The organism is Jannaschia sp. M317 (assembly GCF_025141175.1).
Taxonomy (GTDB): domain Bacteria; phylum Pseudomonadota; class Alphaproteobacteria; order Rhodobacterales; family Rhodobacteraceae; genus Jannaschia.
The window spans coordinates 1982528-2000760 of record NZ_CP081155.1 but is presented as its reverse complement, the minus strand read 5'-3'; the positions used below and the strand labels follow the sequence as shown (position 1 = coordinate 2000760).

At 66.2% G+C, this 18233-nt stretch carries 17 protein-coding genes; 8 read left to right on the top strand and 9 right to left on the bottom strand.

The window, feature by feature from the left end:
• The first annotated feature begins 16 nt into the window (after positions 1 to 16).
• The 5 genes from K3551_RS10355 to K3551_RS10335 all read left to right on the top strand — a co-directional run bounded on the left by K3551_RS10355 (position 17) and on the right by K3551_RS10335 (position 4372).
• Positions 17 to 898 carry a metal ABC transporter substrate-binding protein gene (locus K3551_RS10355; protein ID WP_259912999.1) on the top strand — a complete coding sequence of 294 codons (882 nt, stop codon included), beginning with the start codon at positions 17 to 19 and terminating at the stop codon, positions 896 to 898.
• The gene (locus K3551_RS10350; protein ID WP_259912997.1) at positions 895 to 1743 is read left to right on the top strand and encodes a manganese/iron ABC transporter ATP-binding protein; all 849 of its coding nucleotides are present in this window, start codon (positions 895 to 897) and stop codon (positions 1741 to 1743) included. Before K3551_RS10355 ends, K3551_RS10350 begins: the two co-directional genes overlap by 4 nt.
• Positions 1744 to 1881: 138 nt before the next feature.
• Entirely contained in the window at positions 1882 to 2721 is an 840-nt protein-coding gene (locus K3551_RS10345; RefSeq protein WP_259912992.1) for a metal ABC transporter permease, read from the top strand.
• Positions 2718 to 3551: a metal ABC transporter permease gene (locus K3551_RS10340; RefSeq protein WP_311199722.1), complete on the top strand. Its 834-nt coding sequence runs from the start codon at positions 2718 to 2720 to the stop codon at positions 3549 to 3551. Before K3551_RS10345 ends, K3551_RS10340 begins: the two co-directional genes overlap by 4 nt.
• A gap of 485 nt (positions 3552 to 4036) precedes the next feature.
• Positions 4037 to 4372 carry a TfoX/Sxy family protein gene (locus K3551_RS10335; protein ID WP_259912991.1) on the top strand — a complete coding sequence of 112 codons (336 nt, stop codon included), beginning with the start codon at positions 4037 to 4039 and terminating at the stop codon, positions 4370 to 4372.
• A 14-nt stretch (positions 4373 to 4386) separates the two neighbouring features.
• Here K3551_RS10335 and K3551_RS10330 read toward each other — a convergent pair whose 3' ends face one another.
• The 6 genes from K3551_RS10330 to K3551_RS10305 form a co-directional block, all read right to left on the bottom strand.
• Complete coding sequence (locus K3551_RS10330) at positions 4387 to 5568, bottom strand: hypothetical protein (protein WP_259912990.1); 1182 nt, start codon at positions 5566 to 5568, stop codon at positions 4387 to 4389.
• Between the two features lie 90 nt (positions 5569 to 5658).
• Positions 5659 to 6288: a uracil phosphoribosyltransferase gene (gene upp / locus K3551_RS10325; protein ID WP_259912989.1), complete on the bottom strand. Its 630-nt coding sequence runs from the start codon at positions 6286 to 6288 to the stop codon at positions 5659 to 5661.
• A gap of 3 nt (positions 6289 to 6291) precedes the next feature.
• Positions 6292 to 7257 (bottom strand): adenosine deaminase, encoded by a 966-nt coding sequence (locus tag K3551_RS10320; RefSeq protein ID WP_259912988.1) that lies wholly within the window; start codon positions 7255 to 7257, stop codon positions 6292 to 6294.
• Complete coding sequence (locus K3551_RS10315) at positions 7254 to 8429, bottom strand: phosphopentomutase (protein WP_259912987.1); 1176 nt, start codon at positions 8427 to 8429, stop codon at positions 7254 to 7256. Before K3551_RS10315 ends, K3551_RS10320 begins: the two co-directional genes overlap by 4 nt.
• Complete coding sequence (locus tag K3551_RS10310) at positions 8426 to 9739, bottom strand: thymidine phosphorylase (protein WP_409197369.1); 1314 nt, start codon at positions 9737 to 9739, stop codon at positions 8426 to 8428. Before K3551_RS10310 ends, K3551_RS10315 begins: the two co-directional genes overlap by 4 nt.
• Complete coding sequence (locus K3551_RS10305) at positions 9736 to 10128, bottom strand: cytidine deaminase (protein ID WP_259912986.1); 393 nt, start codon at positions 10126 to 10128, stop codon at positions 9736 to 9738. The genes K3551_RS10310 and K3551_RS10305 overlap by 4 nt, the downstream gene beginning before the upstream one ends.
• A gap of 149 nt (positions 10129 to 10277) precedes the next feature.
• On the opposite strand from K3551_RS10305, the gene K3551_RS10300 reads away from it, so the two are divergent.
• Positions 10278 to 10676 (top strand): DUF1801 domain-containing protein, encoded by a 399-nt coding sequence (locus tag K3551_RS10300; RefSeq protein ID WP_259912985.1) that lies wholly within the window; start codon positions 10278 to 10280, stop codon positions 10674 to 10676.
• Positions 10677 to 10766: 90 nt separating this feature from the next.
• Here K3551_RS10300 and K3551_RS10295 read toward each other — a convergent pair whose 3' ends face one another.
• Positions 10767 to 11678, bottom strand: a complete 912-nt coding sequence (locus K3551_RS10295; RefSeq protein ID WP_259912984.1) for an MBL fold metallo-hydrolase — start codon at positions 11676 to 11678, stop codon at positions 10767 to 10769.
• A 176-nt stretch (positions 11679 to 11854) separates the two neighbouring features.
• On the opposite strand from K3551_RS10295, the gene gltX reads away from it, so the two are divergent.
• Entirely contained in the window at positions 11855 to 13180 is a 1326-nt protein-coding gene (gltX, locus tag K3551_RS10290; RefSeq protein WP_259912983.1) for a glutamate--tRNA ligase, read from the top strand.
• 244 nt (positions 13181 to 13424) lie between these two features.
• Positions 13425 to 14657, top strand: coding sequence for a bifunctional alpha/beta hydrolase/OsmC family protein (locus K3551_RS10285; RefSeq protein WP_259912980.1), 1233 nt, complete (start codon positions 13425 to 13427; stop codon positions 14655 to 14657).
• Positions 14658 to 14660: 3 nt separating this feature from the next.
• Here K3551_RS10285 and K3551_RS10280 read toward each other — a convergent pair whose 3' ends face one another.
• Both K3551_RS10280 and K3551_RS10275 read right to left on the bottom strand, forming a co-directional pair.
• A complete protein-coding gene (locus tag K3551_RS10280; protein ID WP_259912978.1) occupies positions 14661 to 16082 on the bottom strand; it encodes an ATP-binding protein in 1422 nt (473 codons plus the stop codon).
• A 59-nt stretch (positions 16083 to 16141) separates the two neighbouring features.
• Complete coding sequence (locus tag K3551_RS10275) at positions 16142 to 18037, bottom strand: AMP-binding protein (RefSeq protein ID WP_259912977.1); 1896 nt, start codon at positions 18035 to 18037, stop codon at positions 16142 to 16144.
• Positions 18038 to 18233: the final 196 nt, after the last annotated feature.

Sequence of the window (18233 nt, the reverse complement as noted above, 5' to 3'; positions counted from 1 at the left end):
ACCATAGGATGATCCGATGATCCGGCCCTTCGTCGCCCTCGCCGCCCTGCTGCTGGCCGCCCTGCCCGTGCGGGCCGAACCTGATTTCAAGGTGGCGACCACCTTTACCGTGATCGCCGACATGGTCCGCAACGTGGCCGGGGACGCCGCCGAGGTCGTTTCGATCACCAAGCCGGGGGCAGAAATCCACGGCTATCAGCCGACCCCTCGCGACATCATCGGCACACGCGACGCCGATCTGATCCTGTGGAACGGCATGAACCTGGAACTGTGGTTCGAACAATTCTTCCGCAATCTGGGCGACACGCCGCAGGCGGTTCTGACCGATGGGATCGACCCGATTTCGATCACCGGCGGCAGCTATGACGGCAAGCCCAATCCGCACGCCTGGATGGGCCTCGATTCCGCATTGATCTACGTCGACAACATCGCCACCGCGCTGTCGGCGCATGATCCTGCCAACGCCGCGACCTATGCCGCCAACGCCGAGACCTACAAGGCCGAGATTGCCGCCACCATCGGCCCGCTGCGCGACGCCATCCGCGCCCTGCCCGAGGCCGATCGCTGGCTTGTCACCTCTGAGGGAGCGTTCAGCTATCTGGCCCGCGATTTCGCCCTGCGGGAGCTGTATCTCTGGCCCATGAACTCGGACCAGCAAGGCACACCCCAACAGGTCCGCGCGGTCATCGACGCCGTCCGCGACAATGATATTCGCGCCGTCTTTTCCGAATCCACCGTTTCCGCCGACCCCGCCCAGCAGGTGTCGCGCGAGACGGGGGCCGCATACGCCGGTGTTCTCTACGTCGACAGCCTGTCGGGCGAGGACGGGCCGGTCCCGACCTATCTGGACCTGCTGCGCGTCACCTCCGAGACGATCCTGAACGGCCTGACCCGATGAAGGACATCTCCGTTCAGGAAGGCATCGCCGCCGAGGGCCTGTCGGTGACCTATGCAGGCGGCGTGACCGCCCTGCGCGACGCGTCCTTCACCTTGCCGACGGGCACCATTGCCGGGCTGGTGGGGGTGAATGGCGCGGGCAAGTCAACACTGTTCAAGGCGTTGATGGGGTTCCTGCCCGTACGCGCGGAACGGATTTCCCTGCTCGGCCATTCCATCGAAGACGCGCTGCGCCTGAACCTGGTGGCCTACGTCCCCCAGGCCGAGGAGGTCGACTGGACCTTCCCCGTCCTGGTCCGCGACGTGGTGATGATGGGCCGCTACGGGCACATGGGCTTTCTGCGCCGCCCGGCCGCCACGGACCATGCCGCCGTCGATGACGCGCTGGCCCGTGTCGACATGGCGGCCTTCGCGGATCGCCAGATCGGCGCCCTGTCCGGCGGACAGAAGAAACGCGTCTTCCTGGCCCGCGCGCTGGCCCAGGACGCCCGTGTCATCCTGCTGGATGAGCCGTTCACCGGCGTTGACGTCAAGACCGAGGACGCGATCATCGCGCTCCTGCGCGAAATGCGCGACGAGGGGCGGGTGATGCTGGTCTCTACCCACAACCTCGGCTCCGTGCCGCAGTTCTGCGACCGGGCGATCTTCATCAAGGGAACCGTGCTGGACTACGGCCTGACCTCAGAGGTCTTTACCCACGCCAACCTGCAACGTGCCTTTGGCGGTGTGCTCCGGCGCTATGACCTGGGCGGGGACGATCTGCACGACGACGAGGACAAGCGCCGCGTGACCGTCTTGACCGACGATGAGCGGCCGTTCGTCATATATGGCGACGACCATGACTGAGCCCTCCAGTTTAAAATTCGTTAAGGTTAACGCGCTCGCCCCCTCCTTCCTCTGGCCGAAAATACCGCGGGGGGGGGCGCCCTCGGCGTCGGGGGGCAGAGCCCCCCAGCCCCACGCGCCCCAAGCGACCCCGCCCCGATGAGCACGCTGCTGGACCCCTTCGCCTACGGCTACATGGTCAACGCCATCTGGGTATCCGCCCTGGTCGGCGGCACCTGCGCCTTCCTGTCGGCCTTCCTCATGCTCAAGGGCTGGAGCCTGATCGGTGACGCCTTGTCCCATTCCGTCGTGCCGGGCGTGGCCGGCGCCTATATGCTGGGCCTGCCCTTTGCCTTGGGCGCGTTCCTGTCGGGCGGATTGGCGGCTGCCGCGATGCTGCTGCTGACGGAACGAACGGGGTTGAAGACCGACACGGTAATCGGCGTCATCTTTACCGGGTTCTTTGGACTCGGGCTATTCATGGTGTCGCTCTCGCCCGCATCAGTCGACTTGCAGACGATCGTCCTGGGCAACATCCTGGCCATCACCCCTCAGGATACGGTGCAGGTGGTTCTGATCTCTGCCGTAACCTTGACGGTGCTCACGCTGAAATGGCGCGATCTTTTGGTGGTCTTTTTCGACGAGGCGCATGCCCGCGCCATCGGCTTGAACCCGCGCTTCTGGAAGGCGGTGCTGTTCACGCTGTTGTCGGCCTGCGCGGTGGCGGCGATGCAGACGGTCGGCGCGTTCCTGGTGATCGCGATGGTCGTGACGCCCGGTGCCACCGCCTATCTGCTGACCGACCGGTTCGGCCTGCTGCTGATCCTTGCGGTGACGTTGGGCACGGTCTCCTGCGCCCTTGGGGCGTACCTCAGCTATTTTCTGGACGGGGCCACCGGCGGCGTCATCGTCATGCTGCAGACCCTGATCTTTGCGCTCGCCTTTACCTTTGCACCGACCCATGGCTGGCTGGCCACCCGGCGGAGGGCGCGCGCGTGATCGAGACACTGCTGCTGCCTTTCCAGCTGCCCTTTCTGCGCGACGCCATGCTGACGGCGCTTCTGGTGGCGGCACCTTGCGGGCTGCTCTCCGCCTTTCTGGTCCTCAAGGGCTGGAGCCTGATCGGGGATGCCATCAGCCACGCGGTCCTGCCGGGCGTCGTGGCCGCCTACCTGCTTGGCCTGCCTCTCATCGTGGGGGCCTTTGTTGCCGGGATGGGGTCGGCATTGCTGACCGGATGGTTGGACACACACAGCCGGGTCAAGCGTGACACCCTGATGGGGGTCGTCTTTTCCGGCATGTTCGCGACCGGCATCGTCGCAATCACCTGGATCGCGCCAGAGGTGCATCTGGATCACATCCTTTTCGGCAATCTGCTGGGCGTCGAAGCCTTCGAAATCTGGACGGCGGCGGTCATCGCCATCATCATCCTGGCCGTCATGGCGCTGCGTTGGCGCGATTTTCTGCTGCATGCGTTCGACCCGACGCAAGCGCGGGCTGCGGGATTGCGGGTCGGGTTGCTGCACAACGGGTTGCTGGCCATGATCTCTGCTGCGGTCGTGTCGGCCCTGGGGGCGGTGGGAATCATCCTGGTGATCGCGCTGTTGGTCACACCGGGGGCGATTGCCTTCCTGCTCGTGCGGCGATTCGGACCGATGTTGCTGTTGAGCATGGGGGTGGCCTGCGGATCTGCAATTGCCGGTCTTTATCTGTCGATCTACCTCGACAGCGCACCGGCGGCGACGATCGTTGTGGTTCTGACAGCCCTCTTTCTGATGGCGCTGGCTTGGCGGGGCAGCCGCAGAGCGTTGCAACCAGGACACGAATGATCAAAGGTCGGACGCTCTGCTGTATTCATATGCGTTCGGAAAACAGCCTTTGTTTCAGTGGGATGCCGCAATACGAAATGTTCCGTCTTTCGCGCGGAAATCGTATATTTGCTGCGGATGCAGCATTGACCTTTCTGCGTTGCAGCTTAAATTCTTAATTATCGAGACGGTGAACCTCTCCTCCTCCCTGGTTTCACCATCTTGGGGAACTTTGCGGCCCTGTCCCCCTCCTCCTCCCTGGACGGGGCCGCATTTCCGCCACGGCTCGGTCTTTCTGCTTTCATTGTTTCCGCTTTCCCTGAACGACGGGACCCATTCCGGGTCTGAGGACGTTGAGACATCATGCAGAGACAACCAACACCCCCCGTCGCCCCAGTGACCGTTCCCGCCAAGCGGACCCGCGTGCCCGCTCCGTTCAAATTCACGGACTGGGCCTCGATCTAAGGCACTGGACAGCCGAGACCAGGCGCGTATCACTCCGGTTCATGACCGATGATGCCCCCGTATCTTCGCTGAGAAACCTCGGCCCCGCCGTCGAGGAGGCCTGCGCCCGCGCCGGGATCCATTCCGCCGCAGCGTTGCGCGCCCTGGGCACGGACGAAGCCTATGCCCGCATGATCGCGGCCGGGACCCGTCCCCACTTCATCGGGTTCTACGTTCTGGAAATGGCGCTTCAGGGGCGGCCCTGGAACGACTGCAAGGGCGACGAAAAGAAAGCCCTGCGCGTCCGTTTCGATGCAGTCAAATCCCGCACCGTGGATACGGAACGGGACGCCTTTGAGGCGATGATGGACGCAATCGGCGTCATCGATCGGCCCTGAGGCCGGCCCCACACCTACTGACGGACGAGGATCACGGGACGCAGCCGGCGCGGCGTCTCGTTGGTCCAGATCGCTTGCGACTGGTAGTCCCCCTGCAGGGTCCGCGGACCCCGGTGCGGGTTGAGACGACCATCGGTCCATGCCGCCCGATATCCGGCAGGCGGTTGCGTGACGTCGAACGTCGTGCGCGCGGCGGGTACGATGACGACCCGTTGCTCGCGACCAGAGCGCGTCGTGGACAAACCCGGAGCAGCGTCCAGGGACGACCGCCGACCTGGCGTCCAACCTGAATCACCGCCGCACCGGTTCGCTCCCTGCAAATACCGGTTCGACAGATCCGAAGCGCCCTGACACCCGCCAGCCCGCACACCCGGTCGCGCCCCGGTGCCGACGTTGCGGCGCGGGGACGGCGTGGCGGGGTTCACCCTCTGGGCGGTCGCGGGTGGCGTGACGGAAACGATGACCTGCTCGTTCGCGCGGCGCGTGACAGGCGCGGGTGCCACGACACGGGCGCGTGGCTGCGCGGGCGCGGTCGCGACGCGCGGGGCCGCCGTCGTTACCACGCGCGTGGGCTGTGCCGTCGTCGTGCCGACCCGACAGCCGGGCAAATACCGTGCCGACAACGCCGAGGCCCCGCAGCCGGGCGGCAAGGCCACCGGAGCGGAGACGACCGGCGCTTGTACGACTTGTGGCATCGGGCGCGGTGCCGCGCGGCGCGGTGCCGGGGCGGTCGCCCGGCGGGGGGCGGCGGCGACCACGCGGGGGGCTACGGCACGCGGACGCGGCGCGGCTTCGACGATGCGGCGGGGGGCGGCGGCAGCTGGGGCGCGGCGGATCACCGGCTCGGCCGTGCGAACCGGCGCGGGTGTCGGCGTCGCGACGGGTTCGATAACCGTCACACGCGGCGTAGGTGCGGGGGCCGCGGCTGGGGCGGTGGCGGCGCCTGCGGTCCGTGTCGGGCTGGCCCCGCACACGGGCGTGCGGTCGCGATTTACGCGCGGCACCCAACGGGTCGCCCCGTCGACACCCGCGCGAATGAACACACAGCCGGTGCTGTCCACATACTGCGATCCGGCAAAGCTGCCGGGAGGCACTTCGGCGGGGCCGCTGGACGCCCGCTGTGCGCCAACCTCACTGGCCGCAAGCAGCGCGCTGACTGCAACCAAACTCAATCCGAACGTTCTGAACGCGCCCATGTCACCCTCCGTCAATGGCCCCCGCAGGTCCGCCGCGACTGTGCACGACGCCTTGGGGTCAAGTAAAGCGCGGAGGCCGTTCAAACTGCTCTATTTTGTGCCAAACATCCGATCACCCGCATCCCCTAGTCCCGGAACGATGTAGCCGTTCTCGTCCAGCTGGGTGTCGACGGCGGCGGTGACGATGGGCACATCCGGGTGCGCTTCCTTCATGCGGGCGACGCCTTCGGGGGCCGCCAAAAGGCACAGGAACCGAATATCCGTCGCCCCCTGCTCCTTGAGCAGATCAATGGCCGCGACCGAGGAATTGCCCGTGGCCAGCATCGGATCGACGGCGATCACCAGCCGTTCGCTCAACAGTTCCGGGGCCTTGTAATAGTATTGCACCGGCTTGAGCGTTTCTTCGTCACGGTAAAGACCGACGAACCCCACGCGGGCCGAGGGCACCAGTTCGAGAATCCCGTCCAAAAGACCGTTCCCGGCCCGCAAGATAGAGACCAGCGCAAGCTTGCGACCGGCCAGCGTCGGCGCATCCATGGTCTGGATCGGCGTTTCGATCGTCTTGGTCGTCATCGGCAGTTCGCGCGTGATCTCATAGGCCAGCAACTGGCTGATTTCACGCAACAACTGCCGGAAAACAGCGGTCGATGTGTCCTTTTCCCGCATCAGCGTCAGCTTGTGCTGCACCAGCGGATGTCTGACGACGGTAAGGTGTTCCATGGGTTACTCCAATCGGGCAAGCAGACGGGCGCGGGTCGCCGCGTCGCAAAAAGCGGCCTGGGCCGCGGTGCGATAGACCGCGGCAAAGGTCGCGCCGGTCCATCCGAAGGTGTCGGTCAGCGCCGTGTGTTCAGCGCGCAAATCCGTGTGAAAGAACGGGGGATCGTCGGTCGAGACGGTGACCTTTACGCCCGCCTTGCGCATCTTATCAATAGGATGCGCGGCGATGTTCGGGTAAAGTCCAAGGACAACGTTGGATCCCGGACACACCTCCAGGACGATGCCTTCTTCGACCAGACGCGAGATCAAGGCCGGGTCCTCGCTGGCGCGCACCCCATGGCCGATCCGACTGACCCGAAGGTCGTCGAGCGCTTGCCGCACGCTTTCGGGGCCACCGAATTCGCCTGCATGCGTGGTCAGGCCCAGCCCGGCCTCGCGGGCGGCGTCATAGGCGGGCGCAAAATCGCCCTGGGTAAAGACGCCCTCATTGCCACCCATGCCAAAGCCGGTGATGAAATCCCCCGCCGTCTCGACTGCGCAAACGGCTGTTTCACGGGCCTTTTCCGGGCCGAAATGCCGAATACAGGTGACGATCCCACGCATCTCGATCCCGGATACGGAGGCGGCGGCCTCCTCGATGGCGGCAAGGTATTCGCGCCAGGCCCCCAGGTCGCGGTTGCCACAGAAATCCGGGCTCAGGAACGCTTCGGTATAGACGACGCCGTTGGCCTTTGACTGTTCCAGCACCGCGCGGGTCAGGCGGCCGAAATCTTCCGGCGTCTGCAAGACGGTGACTGCGGCTTCGTAGACTTGAAGAAAGTGTTCGAAGTCATTGAAAGCATAGGATCCACTTGCATCAAAAACACCGTCCAGGGTCACGCCTTTTTCCGCGGCCAACTGTCGGATGAAATCAGGCGGCGCGGCCCCTTCGAGGTGAAGATGCAGCTCGATCTTGGGTTGATCGGTCATAGAAAACTCCTCCCCGGTCCGACTTTGGGCACGCCCAGATGGGCGCAGATGCTGGCCGCGACGTCGACAAAGCCAAGCTGCCCCAGCTCTCCCATGATGCCGGCGCAGACGACGGGGACCCGTTCGCGGGTGTGATCCGTCCCGCGCCAGGTCGGGTCATTGCCATGGTCCGCCGTAAAGATCATCACGTCATCGGGCCGCAGCGCCGACAGGATCGGTGGCAGGCAGGCGTCGAACCATTCCAGATGTTCGGCATAGCCCAGCGGATCACGTCGGTGGCCATAAAGACTGTCGAATTCGACGAAATTCGCGAAGGTGAGCGAGCCATCGGGCATGTCGCGGACGGCTGCGGCCAGATGGGCCATCAGATCCGCATCCGACCCTTTGACCACGCTGTCGATGCCCCGCATGGAAAAGATGTCGCCGATCTTGCCGATCGCATGCACCCGGCGTCCCGCCCGTTGCACAACATCGCATAGCGTGTCTGCCGGCGGCAAGATTGCGAAATCCTTGCGGTTGGACGTGCGCTGCCACGGCCCGTCCCCCGTGAAAGGCCGCGCGATCACGCGGCCGACCCGCATCTCATGCAGACGCGGGGCCAGCGCGGCGCAAAGGTCCAGCAGGCGTTGCAAGCCAAAATGCTCTTCGTGGGCCGCAATCTGGAACACGCTGTCGACGGACGTATAGCAGATCGGCCAACCCGTGCGGATATGCGCCTCTGCCTCTTCCTCGATGATGTTGGTGCCCGAGGCATGGCGGTTGCCTAGGATGCCGTCGGTCCCCGCCAGCCGCGCCACCTCTGCCACGAGGTCCGGCGCAAAGCAGGGATCGGTGTCGGGAAAATAGGTCCAGTCCCAGGGAACAGGCAGGCCCGACAATTCCCAGTGCCCCGACGGCGTGTCCTTACCGGGGCTGATTTCGGTGGCGCACCCCCAGGCCCCCTCTGGCTCCGCATCCAGGCCCGGGGCCGCTTCACCAGAGGCGAGCGTTACGGCGCGACCAAGCCCCAGATTGTCCAGATTGGGCAAGTGGACTTGCCTGTTCCTGCGGTTTTGAGTGACCCATTGTGCGATATGGGCAAGTGTGTTTGCCCCCGCATCCCCGAATTCAACCGCATCTGGGGCCCCGCCACAGCCAACGGAATCCATGACAACAAGAAAGGCGCGGCTCATCGGATCGTCTCCTGGATCAGGGTTGGCGGGGTTACGGCACCCTGCGCCATTTCGATCGCCTGGGCCACCTGCGCCGCCGCATCCTCTGCCGCGTCGCTATCGGCGGCATGGATGCGGGCCAGGGGCTGCCCCTCGGTCACGACGGCGCCCAGTTGCGCCAGGTGGCTGATGCCGACGGTCGGGTCGATCCGATCATGTTCGCGCCTGCGTCCGCCGCCCAGGTCCACCACCGTCTCGCCCAAGGCGCGCGCGTCGATCCGGGCCACGACGCCGGGTCGGTCCGCGCGCAATTCCGCCACGACCGGGGCCGCAGGCAGCCGGTCGCGCCACCGCTCCAGAAAATCCGAAGGGCCGCCTTGCGCGGCGATCATCCGGCCAAACACCTCGGCCGCCGCGCCCGAGGTCAAGGCCACCTCGATCCGCGCGGCCCCATCGTCCGCATCTGCGACCAGCCCCCCCAGCGCCAGCGCCTCACCGCCCAACGCCTTGGTCAGGGCAACCAACCGTTGCGACCGGCGCATGGCCGGTTCGGTCAGCGCCTCCATCGCGGCAATCACCTCCAATGCGTTGCCGGCCGAGGTCGCCGCCGGTTGCGACATGTCGGTCACGATGGCCGAGGTCATGACCCCGTTGGCCTGACCCGTCTCGACCAGGGCCGCCGCCAACGCGCGCGCCGCGCCCGGATCGGCCATGAACGCGCCGGACCCGGTTTTCACATCAAGGACCAGCGCCTCCAACCCTTCAGCCAGCTTTTTGGAAAGGATCGACGCGACGATCAGATCCAGGCTTTCCACGGTCCCCGTGACGTCGCGCACGGCGTACAGACGCCGATCTGCGGGCGCGATGTCCGCCGTCGCCCCCACGATGGCGCAACCGACCCGGCGGACGATGTCCTGCAACTCATCGGCCTGCATTTCGACCCGCAGGCCCGGAATCGCTGCCAGCTTGTCCAGCGTGCCACCCGTGTGGCCTAATCCCCGGCCGGAAATCATCGGCACATAGGCCCCGCAGGCGGCCAACGCCGGGGCCAGGATCAGCGACACGCAATCGCCGACCCCGCCCGTCGAATGCTTGTCGATGACCGGTCCCGGCAGATCCCATTCCAGAACCTCGCCGCCGTCGCGCATCGCCCGCGTCAGGGCCGCGCGTGCAGGCGGCGACAAGGGCGCATGGCAAATACCCATGGCAAAGGCCCCGGCCTGGGCGTCAGACACGCGCCCGTCGGCCAATCCTTCGGCGAAATCAGCCAGAGCCTGCCCATCCAGGGCCGCCCCCCGGCGCAGCGCGGCAAGGGTCGCGCGAATGGTCAAGCCATGTGCCCCGCATCAAACGCGCCGGGCAACAAGGCGGCGACGGTCGTGCGTTGTTCGGCGCCGTCGACCGTGGCCAGGGTCACGGGCACGTCGCCCGCCCCGAATTCCGCCAGCTTCTGACGACAGCCACCGCAGGGCGGAACCGGCGTGGGGGATCCTGCGACGACATAAACCTCGACCACTTCGCGGTCGCCCGCCGCGCACATCGCGGCGATGGCCCCGGCCTCGGCACAGGTGCCTTCGGGGTAGGCCACGTTTTCGACATTGCAGCCGCGATAGACAGTGCCGGACGCGGTCCGGATGGCCGCGCCAACCTTGAACTGCGAATATGGAGCATGGGCGTTTTCGCGCACGGCGAGCGCGGCGTCGCGCAGCGTGTCGGACATCTTGGCCTCCGATCTTGTTTGTCCCCCGTGCTAGGCTCGGCGGGCGGCCCTGCGCAAGCCCCCGCGCGACGGCACCCGCCAGTCGCCGCTTAGGCGCAGCAAGCAGATGTGCTAGTCTTCGCCAGATGACTGACCGCACCCCACCCCTAATGCCCGCAACCCCCGAGGCATTTTTCCGGGCCCAATCCGCGCCCAGATCAGAGGAGTGCCGCACGCTCGACGCGCTTTTTCGACGATGCTCGGGGCTCGCGCCCGAACTCTGGCCAGGCAACAAGGTGGGCTATGGCCGCTACGATTACACCTATGCCACCGGCCGGTCCGGCACATACCTTGCCACAGGCTTCAGCCCCCGCAAGGCAGCGCTCAGCATCTACATCATGCCAGGCTATGCGGATTTCAGCGACATCCTCAGCCGCCTGGGCCCCCATCGCATGGGCAAATCCTGTCTCTACGTCACGCGGCTGAACCGGATCGACACATCCGTCCTGGGTGACCTGATCGCCGCCGGACTGAGCAACCTGCGCGACCATTGGCCGGTGCGCGCCTGACCCTGTCTTCTTCTCGGCGTAAATACTCCGGGGGGTGTGGGGGGCTGGCCCCCCACCTGGTCGGCCCGCGCCAGGCGGGCCGACACCGGATCACAGCATCATCTGATAGCTCTCGGGAACCCAGTGGAAGCCATCGCCCCGCGCTTCGACATAACCCACGGCAGGGAAAGGCATGTGATAGCCGATCATCGGCATCCGCTCGGCGGCCAGCATGCCCAGAACCTTGCGACGGGACGCGGCGGCGGCAGCCTTGTCCATGTCGAACCGGACTTCCCAGTCTGGGTTCGCCAGGGACCAGACATAATGGTTGGCCAGATCTGCCGCCACCAACAGCGACTTGTCGCCGGACGACAGGCGATAGGTCATGTGCCCCGGCGTGTGCCCAAAGGCCGCCATGGCCGTGATACCCGGCAGCGCGTCCTGCCCGTCGGCAAGGAACGTCATCCGATCCGCCAAGGGGGCCACGTTCGATTTGAACCCGTCGTTGTCCTGCGCGGCCCAGGCATCGTATTCGGCCTGACCCGTTACATAGGACGCGTTCTCGAATGTGGGGGATCCGTCGCGCATCAGACCGCCGATGTGGTCGCCGTGCATGTGGGTGATGATCACGGTGTCGACGTCACCCGTGGCATAGCCGGCCTCTTCGATGACCTTGGCGATGCCGTCGCCCGACTGGCCGGTGTCGAACAGAACCAGGTTGTCGCCCGTGTTCACAAGTGTCGGCGTAAAGAAGAACTGGTTGACGTCCGACGGGATGAACGCCGCCTCGGACGCCGCCAGGAACGTCTGTGCATCGACATTCATGCCAAAGATGGTCTGCGGATCGTTCGGGTTGGTGACCGTATTGGCCAGCAGGGTCGTCACCTCCAGGTCGCCCAGGCCGAAACGACGGACGTTCTGGATCATCGCGTCCTTCTTGGGGGCGGCGGCCAGTGCCGGCAGGGCTGCGGTGAACGGCAGGGCGGCGGTTGCACCAAGGGCGGCGCGGCGGGACAGGTTCATCGGGATCCTCCTAATACACGATTTCTCAAACCTAGCGCTGTCCCGGAGCGGAGCGAGAGCCTCGCGGTTTCGTGATCCGTGCACCCTGTAACGCCCGCCCTGCCCCAGCGCACATCAGAGCCCAGACTGGACAGCCCTCCGCCTGGGTGGCACATCGCCCTCAAAGGAGCCCTTCCATGTCCGAGACCGTCACCCGCTTTGCCCCCTCGCCCACGGGGCACATCCACGTAGGCAACCTGCGCACCGCGCTGATGAACTGGATGATCGCCCGCAAATCCGGCGGCACCTTCATCCTGCGCCTCGACGACACCGATCCGGAGCGGTCGAAGGACGAATATGCCGACGCCATCCGCGAAGACCTGGAATGGCTGGGCCTGACCTGGGACCGGGAGGAGCGGCAGTCGGCCCGCCTGGACCGCTACGCCGCCGCCGCCGAAGAGATGCGTGCCTCGGGCCGTCTGTACGAGGCGTTCGAAACCCCGGTCGAACTGGATCTGAAACGCAAGAAACAGCTGAACATGGGCAAGCCGCCGGTCTACGACCGTGCCGCGCTGGCCTTGTCGGACGCGGAAAAGGACCGCCTGCGCGCCGAACGTGGCGGCCACTGGCGGTTCAAACTGGACCAGGAACGCATCGAATGGACCGATGGCATCCTCGGCCCGCTCAGCATCGACGCGGCCTCGGTCTCGGATCCGGTGCTGATCCGGGGCGATGGGCAGGTTCTTTATACGATCGCATCGGTCGTCGATGACACCGATATGGGCGTGACCCACGTGGTGCGCGGGTCGGACCATGTGACCAACACGGCCACGCAGATTCAGATCATGGCCGCGCTTGGCCACGGCCACCCGACATTTGCCCACCATTCCCTGCTGACCGGCCCAAAGGGCGAGGCATTGTCCAAGCGGCTTGGCACGCTGTCCCTGCGCGACCTGCGCGCGGCTGGGATCGAACCGATGGCCCTGCTGTCGCAGATGGCCCGGCTTGGGTCGTCGCGCGCCGTCGAACTGGCGGAAACGCCCGACGAGCTGGCGGCGAATTTCGACCTGGACAGCTTTGGCGTGGCCCCCACCAAGTTCGACGAGGCCGACCTGCGCCCGCTGACGGCCAACTACCTGCAGCGGTTGCCGCTGTCGGCCGTTGCCGGACAGGTCAGCGCGATGGGTGTGCCCGACGCCCTGGCCGACCGGTTCTGGACCGTGGTGCGCGACAACATCGGAACCCGCGCGGAAATGGCCGATTGGTGGCGCGTCATCTCCGAAGGGGCCACGCCCGAGATCGACGCCGAGGATAGCGACTTCGTCCGGCAGGCGTTGAACCTGCTGCCCGAGGCCCCCTGGACCGAAGCGACCTGGGGTGAGTGGACCTCCGCCGTCAAGGAGGCGACAGGCCGCAAGGGCAAGGGCCTGTTCAAACCACTGCGCCTTGCGATGACGGGCACCGATCGGGGTCCCGATATGGCCAGCCTGATGCCCCTGCTGCAAAAGAAGCCAAACCTCTGAGGTCATAAACGTTACAGCCCGCCGGTTCGCCGGGGGGCGGGGTGCGTGGCAAAATGGTGGGACAAGGGGTGAAATCGCCCCCTCGTCCTGCCTGAGCGCAGGCCCGTCCCTGCGCCGATGCACGCGCGTCACAGCGCTGTGATCACGCGGCGGGCGGGCAATCACCCTTCCGTGACGCGGGGCCTGCATCGCTTGCCGGATCGGGGACCGCGGGGCAGTCTGCGGGCAACCGAAAGGACCCCTGATGCCGACCGAACGTTTCACATTTACCGGCCATGACGGCAGCCAACTGGCCGCCCGGCTGGACCTGCCCGAAGGCCCCACCGGCGCGACCGCGCTGATGGCCCACTGCTTTACCTGCGGCAAGGACATCCCCGCCGCGCGCCGCATCGCCACGCGCCTGGCCGCAATGGGGATCGCCGTCCTGCGGTTTGACTTTACCGGGCTTGGGCATTCGGAAGGAGAGTTCGAGAACACGTCCTTTACCTCCAACGTGGCCGACCTGACTGCCGCCGCCGCCGCCCTGGCCGCGCGGGGCATGCCACCCGCCATCCTGATCGGCCATTCGCTGGGCGGGGCCGCCGTTTTGCGTGCGGCGGGTTCCATCGACAGCCTGAAGGCCGTGGTGACCATCGGTGCCCCGTTTGACCCCGGCCACGTCACCCACAACTTTGGCGGAGCCCTGGACGACATTGCCCGCGACGGGGCCGCCGAGGTCAAACTGGGCGGGCGCAAGCTGCGCATCGGTCGCGGCTTTGTCGAGGACGTGGAAGGCCAGAACCTGACCGATGCCATCCGCACCATGAACCGCGCCCTGCTGGTCCTGCACGCCCCCCGAGATGAAATCGTCGGCATCGAGAACGCGACGCGCATCTTCATCGAGGCCAAGCACCCCAAAAGCTTCGTCACGCTCGACGATGCGGATCACCTGATCACCCGTGCCAAGGATGCGGAATATGCCGCCGATGTCATCGGGGCCTGGGTCACGAAATACGTCGACGTCACCCGCCCCGCCCCACCCATCGGTGCCCCCGAGGGTGTCACCCGCGTGTCCGAAGCAGACCCCAACGGCTATGCCCAGGACATCGTCGCGGGCGGCATTCATCACCTCAAGGCCGATGAACCGGCGGCCTACGGCGGCACCAATCTTGGCATGTCCCCCTATCAGCTGCTGGCCGCCTCGCTGGGGTCCTGCACGACGATGACGCTGCGGATGTATGCACGGCGCAAGAAATGGCCCCTGGAACACGTGTCGGTCGACGTCACGCATGACCGCATGCACGCCCAGGACGCGCCGTCCGCGTCCGAGCGGATCGATCGCTTCCGCCGCGAAATCACCATCAAGGGCAGGCTGGACGCCGACCAACGCGCGCGTTTGCTGGAAATCGCGGACAAATGCCCCGTCCACCGGACCCTGGAAACCGGGGCGCAGGTCGAAACGGTTCTGGTCGAGGCCCAGGCCGAGGAAATGGCCTGACGGTCACCCGGTGCGGCGCAACTCGTCGCGCAATTCGCTCAGGCGACCCAGACAGACTTTGACCGCGATGGCGATGGCCTCCATGTCGCCATCGCGGGCCAGGTGACCGACACGCCGCGCCGCCTCTTGCGTGGGCAAGGCCCCCACGGCCCCGGCCAGCGACAACAGCACGTGGGTCTGCGCCCGAATACCCGCCAGATCCTTGCCGTCTAACGCCGCCGAAAGATCCATGTCCACCAGCGCCAGATCCTGCTTGAGCCGGGTCAGCAGAACGTCACCCTGGTCCGGCCCGGCAGCGGCCATCAGTTCCGCAAGGGTGATCGCGCTTAGCGCCGGGGCACGCTCGGGCGCCCAATCGTCCGGGTCCGGGGCGTCTTCCAGGAATTGGTGCAGGATCTTGGCCACGGTTTCGATCCCGGCCAGGGGTTTGGCCAGAATGCCGTCCGCCCCCGCCTCCAGGATCGCTTCGCGGTTGTCGCGCAGGACGTAGGCTGTCATCGCGACCATCAACATCGGCGGCGCAATGCCGCGCGCCTGCCGCTCCCTCTCGGAGCGGATGACGTCCAGGCCGCCCAGGCGCGGCATCTCCAGATCGACCAGCGCCATGTCGAACCGTTCCCGCGACAGCCAGTTCAGCGCCTCGATCCCGTCGCCCGCAGTTTCGCATTCGGCCCCCAGGCGCGCCAGAATGCCGCGCAGCAGGGTCTGATTGGTGGCGCTGTCGTCGGCGACAAGAACCCGCCGACCGGTGAGATCGGGCAGATCACCTGGCGCAGGCTCCACCTCCCGCTCCCAGATGTGGGCGGGGATGGTCAGGGTGACCTGCGCGCCGCCCGTGGCCAGATTGCGCGCGGCAAGTTTCCCGCCCAGCCCCTCTGCATGGGCGGACGCAATGTGCAGCCCCATTCCGGTGCCGGGGGCAGATCCACCGCGTGTTTCCGGGTCGAACAGCCGGGGCAGAAGATCAATGGGAAAGCCCGGCCCGTCATCGCTGACGCAAATGCTGAGCGTTCGGTCGCGGTACAGCTCCGCCCCAAGGGTGACAGAGCCGCCGGGCGCGTGGCGCAGGGCATTGCCCATCAGGTTCGCGATGACCCGGCGCAGGTGCAGGCCGTTCAGACGCACGACCTCTGGCAGGTCCGGGTCCCTGTCAAAGCTGACGCGGGTGCCGGTGGGACGCGCCGCGCCATGCCAGCGCCGCAGCTCATCATCGAGGAACCGGTGCAGGTTGAGAATGCCGACCTCGGCATCCTCAGCATCGCCGGGGGCCCCCAGCAACATTTCCTCGACCAGACGTGCCAGCAATTCGGACGCCACATGAACGCGGCCCAATTGTTCGCGGGTCGCCTCCGGCAGGTCTTCGGGTTCGATCAGGCGCAGACCGCCGATGACGTCGGACACGGCGGCGCGGATGTCGTGGGCCAACAGGTCCACCGGATCCGGGGTGAACCCGGGTCCGGCACGGGATCCGCGCCGCCGGTCGGTCAATCGGCCCCGGCCGGATAGCCCAGCGTGCGCGTCGCGGTCCCGATTTCATCCATGATGGCCGGGTCGTCGATGGTCGCGGGCATCTTCCAGTCGGCACCGTCGGCGATCTGCGCCATGACCTTGCGCAGGATCTTGCCTGACCGGGTTTTCGGCAGACGGTCCACCACCACGGCAAGCTTGAAGGCCGCGACCGGGCCGATCTTTTCGCGCACCAGTTTCACGCATTCCTGCGCGATGTCCCCGTGTGGCCGGTCGACGCCCTTGGTCAGGCACAGGAATCCCATCGGCAACTGCCCTTTCAGATCATCGGCCACGCCGATGACGGCACATTCGGCGACGTCGGGATGGGTGGCCAGCACCTCTTCCATGGCACCGGTGGACAGGCGGTGGCCGGCCACGTTGATGACATCGTCCGTGCGCGACATGATCCACAGATAGCCGTCTTCGTCCAGCATCCCCGCGTCCCCCGTCTCGTAATAGCCCGGAAAGGTATCGAGATAGCTCGACTGGAAGCGGTCTGCCGCGTTCCAAAGCGTCGGAAGGGTGCCGGGCGGCAATGGCAGCTTGACGGCTATGGCCCCCAGTTCGCCGGGCGCGACGGGGTGGCCGCCTTCGTCCAGGACCTCGACGGTATAGCCGGGCATCGGGACCGAAGGGCTGCCGGATTTGATCGGCAGTTGTTCCAGCCCCAGGGGGTTGGCCGCGATGGCCCAACCGGTTTCGGTCTGCCACCAATGGTCGATGACGGGCACGCCCGTGCGCGTCTCGATCCATTTCACGGTGTCGGGGTCGGCGCGTTCCCCGGCCAGGAACACGGCCCGCAGCGACGACAGGTCATGGCCCGCCATCAGCGCGCCGGCAGGATCGTCCCGCTTGACCGCGCGAAACGCGGTCGGCGCCGTGAAGAAGACCGAAACGTCATGATCCGAAATCACCCGCCAAAAGGTCGAGGCATCCGGGGTGCCGACTGGCTTGCCCTCGAACACGATGGTGGTGCAGCCATGGATCAGAGGCGCATAGCAGATATAGCTGTGCCCTACGACCCAGCCCACGTCAGAGGCGGCCCAGTAGACCTCTCCGGGTTGAACGCCGTAGATGTTGGTCATTGACCAGTCGAGCGCGACCAGATGCCCGCCGGTCGCGCGGACCACACCCTTGGGTGCCCCCGTCGTGCCGGAAGTGTAAAGGATATAGGCAGGGTGATCGCCGCGCACAGGCACGCAGGGGTGCGGGTCGGCGGCGGACACGGCGGCGGCCCAATCCACGTCGCGCGGGCCCAGGTCGACCTCCAGGCCCGGACGTTCCAGGATGATGCAGGCATCCGGTTTGTGCGCAGCCATGTCGATCGCCCCGTCCAGCAGCGGCTTGTAGGGCACGACGCGGTTCGGCTCGATCCCGCCCGAGGCGGCGAGGATGGCCTTTGGCTTTGCATCGTCGATCCGCACGGCCAGTTCAGCCGCCGCGAAACCACCGAAGACGACCGAATGGATCGCGCCAAGCCGGGCACAGGCCAGCATCGCCTCCAGGGCTTCGGGCACCATCGGCATGTAGATCAGAACCCGGTCGCCCGTGCCCACGCCGCGCGCGGCCAGGGCCCCGGCCAGGCGGGCGACACGGTCCTGCAAGTCTGCGTAGGTGACCTTGGTGACGCTGTCGGTCACCGGGCTGTCATGGATGATCGCCACCCGGTCGCCGTGGCCCGCCGCCACGTGGCGATCGACCGCGTTGTGACAGGCGTTGACCATGCCGTCAGCGAACCATTCGGGCACCGGCCCGCCCAGATCGTGCAGCGCCCTGGACGGGGCCTTGGCCCAGTCGATGGCCCGCGCGGCGTCCATCCAGAACCCTTCCGGGTCGCTGTGCGCCCGGTCCCATTCGCTTTTCCAGCTCATTCCCATGTCCTCCGGTCCCCTTTGGCCCATGTTTACGGCCTGCTTCTGCCGTCACGCAAGGGCGGCGCAGGCATGGTTGCGCGAACATAGACCTTAGCAATCAATCAATTAGCGCTAACAACACTGACAATGCTTATGGAATTGTATGCCGGGGCATGCTGCCGCACCCCGACACCCGACGCAGGGTAGCGCTTGA

What these genes read in the sequence shown, in the direction of transcription:
- K3551_RS10355 (WP_259912999.1), top strand. Translation starts at nt 17, where the DNA reads ATGATCCGGCCCTTCGTCGCCCTCGCCGCCCTGCTGCTGGCCGCCCTG.
- K3551_RS10350 (WP_259912997.1), top strand. Translation starts at nt 895, where the DNA reads ATGAAGGACATCTCCGTTCAGGAAGGCATCGCCGCCGAGGGCCTGTCG.
- K3551_RS10345 (WP_259912992.1), top strand. Translation starts at nt 1,882, where the DNA reads ATGAGCACGCTGCTGGACCCCTTCGCCTACGGCTACATGGTCAACGCC.
- K3551_RS10335 (WP_259912991.1), top strand. Translation starts at nt 4,037, where the DNA reads ATGACCGATGATGCCCCCGTATCTTCGCTGAGAAACCTCGGCCCCGCC.
- K3551_RS10330 (WP_259912990.1), bottom strand. Translation starts at nt 5,568, where the DNA reads ATGGGCGCGTTCAGAACGTTCGGATTGAGTTTGGTTGCAGTCAGCGCG.
- upp (WP_259912989.1), bottom strand. Translation starts at nt 6,288, where the DNA reads ATGGAACACCTTACCGTCGTCAGACATCCGCTGGTGCAGCACAAGCTG.
- K3551_RS10320 (WP_259912988.1), bottom strand. Translation starts at nt 7,257, where the DNA reads ATGACCGATCAACCCAAGATCGAGCTGCATCTTCACCTCGAAGGGGCC.
- K3551_RS10315 (WP_259912987.1), bottom strand. Translation starts at nt 8,429, where the DNA reads ATGAGCCGCGCCTTTCTTGTTGTCATGGATTCCGTTGGCTGTGGCGGG.
- K3551_RS10305 (WP_259912986.1), bottom strand. Translation starts at nt 10,128, where the DNA reads ATGTCCGACACGCTGCGCGACGCCGCGCTCGCCGTGCGCGAAAACGCC.
- K3551_RS10300 (WP_259912985.1), top strand. Translation starts at nt 10,278, where the DNA reads ATGCCCGCAACCCCCGAGGCATTTTTCCGGGCCCAATCCGCGCCCAGA.
- K3551_RS10295 (WP_259912984.1), bottom strand. Translation starts at nt 11,678, where the DNA reads ATGAACCTGTCCCGCCGCGCCGCCCTTGGTGCAACCGCCGCCCTGCCG.
- gltX (WP_259912983.1), top strand. Translation starts at nt 11,855, where the DNA reads ATGTCCGAGACCGTCACCCGCTTTGCCCCCTCGCCCACGGGGCACATC.
- K3551_RS10285 (WP_259912980.1), top strand. Translation starts at nt 13,425, where the DNA reads ATGCCGACCGAACGTTTCACATTTACCGGCCATGACGGCAGCCAACTG.
- K3551_RS10275 (WP_259912977.1), bottom strand. Translation starts at nt 18,037, where the DNA reads ATGAGCTGGAAAAGCGAATGGGACCGGGCGCACAGCGACCCGGAAGGG.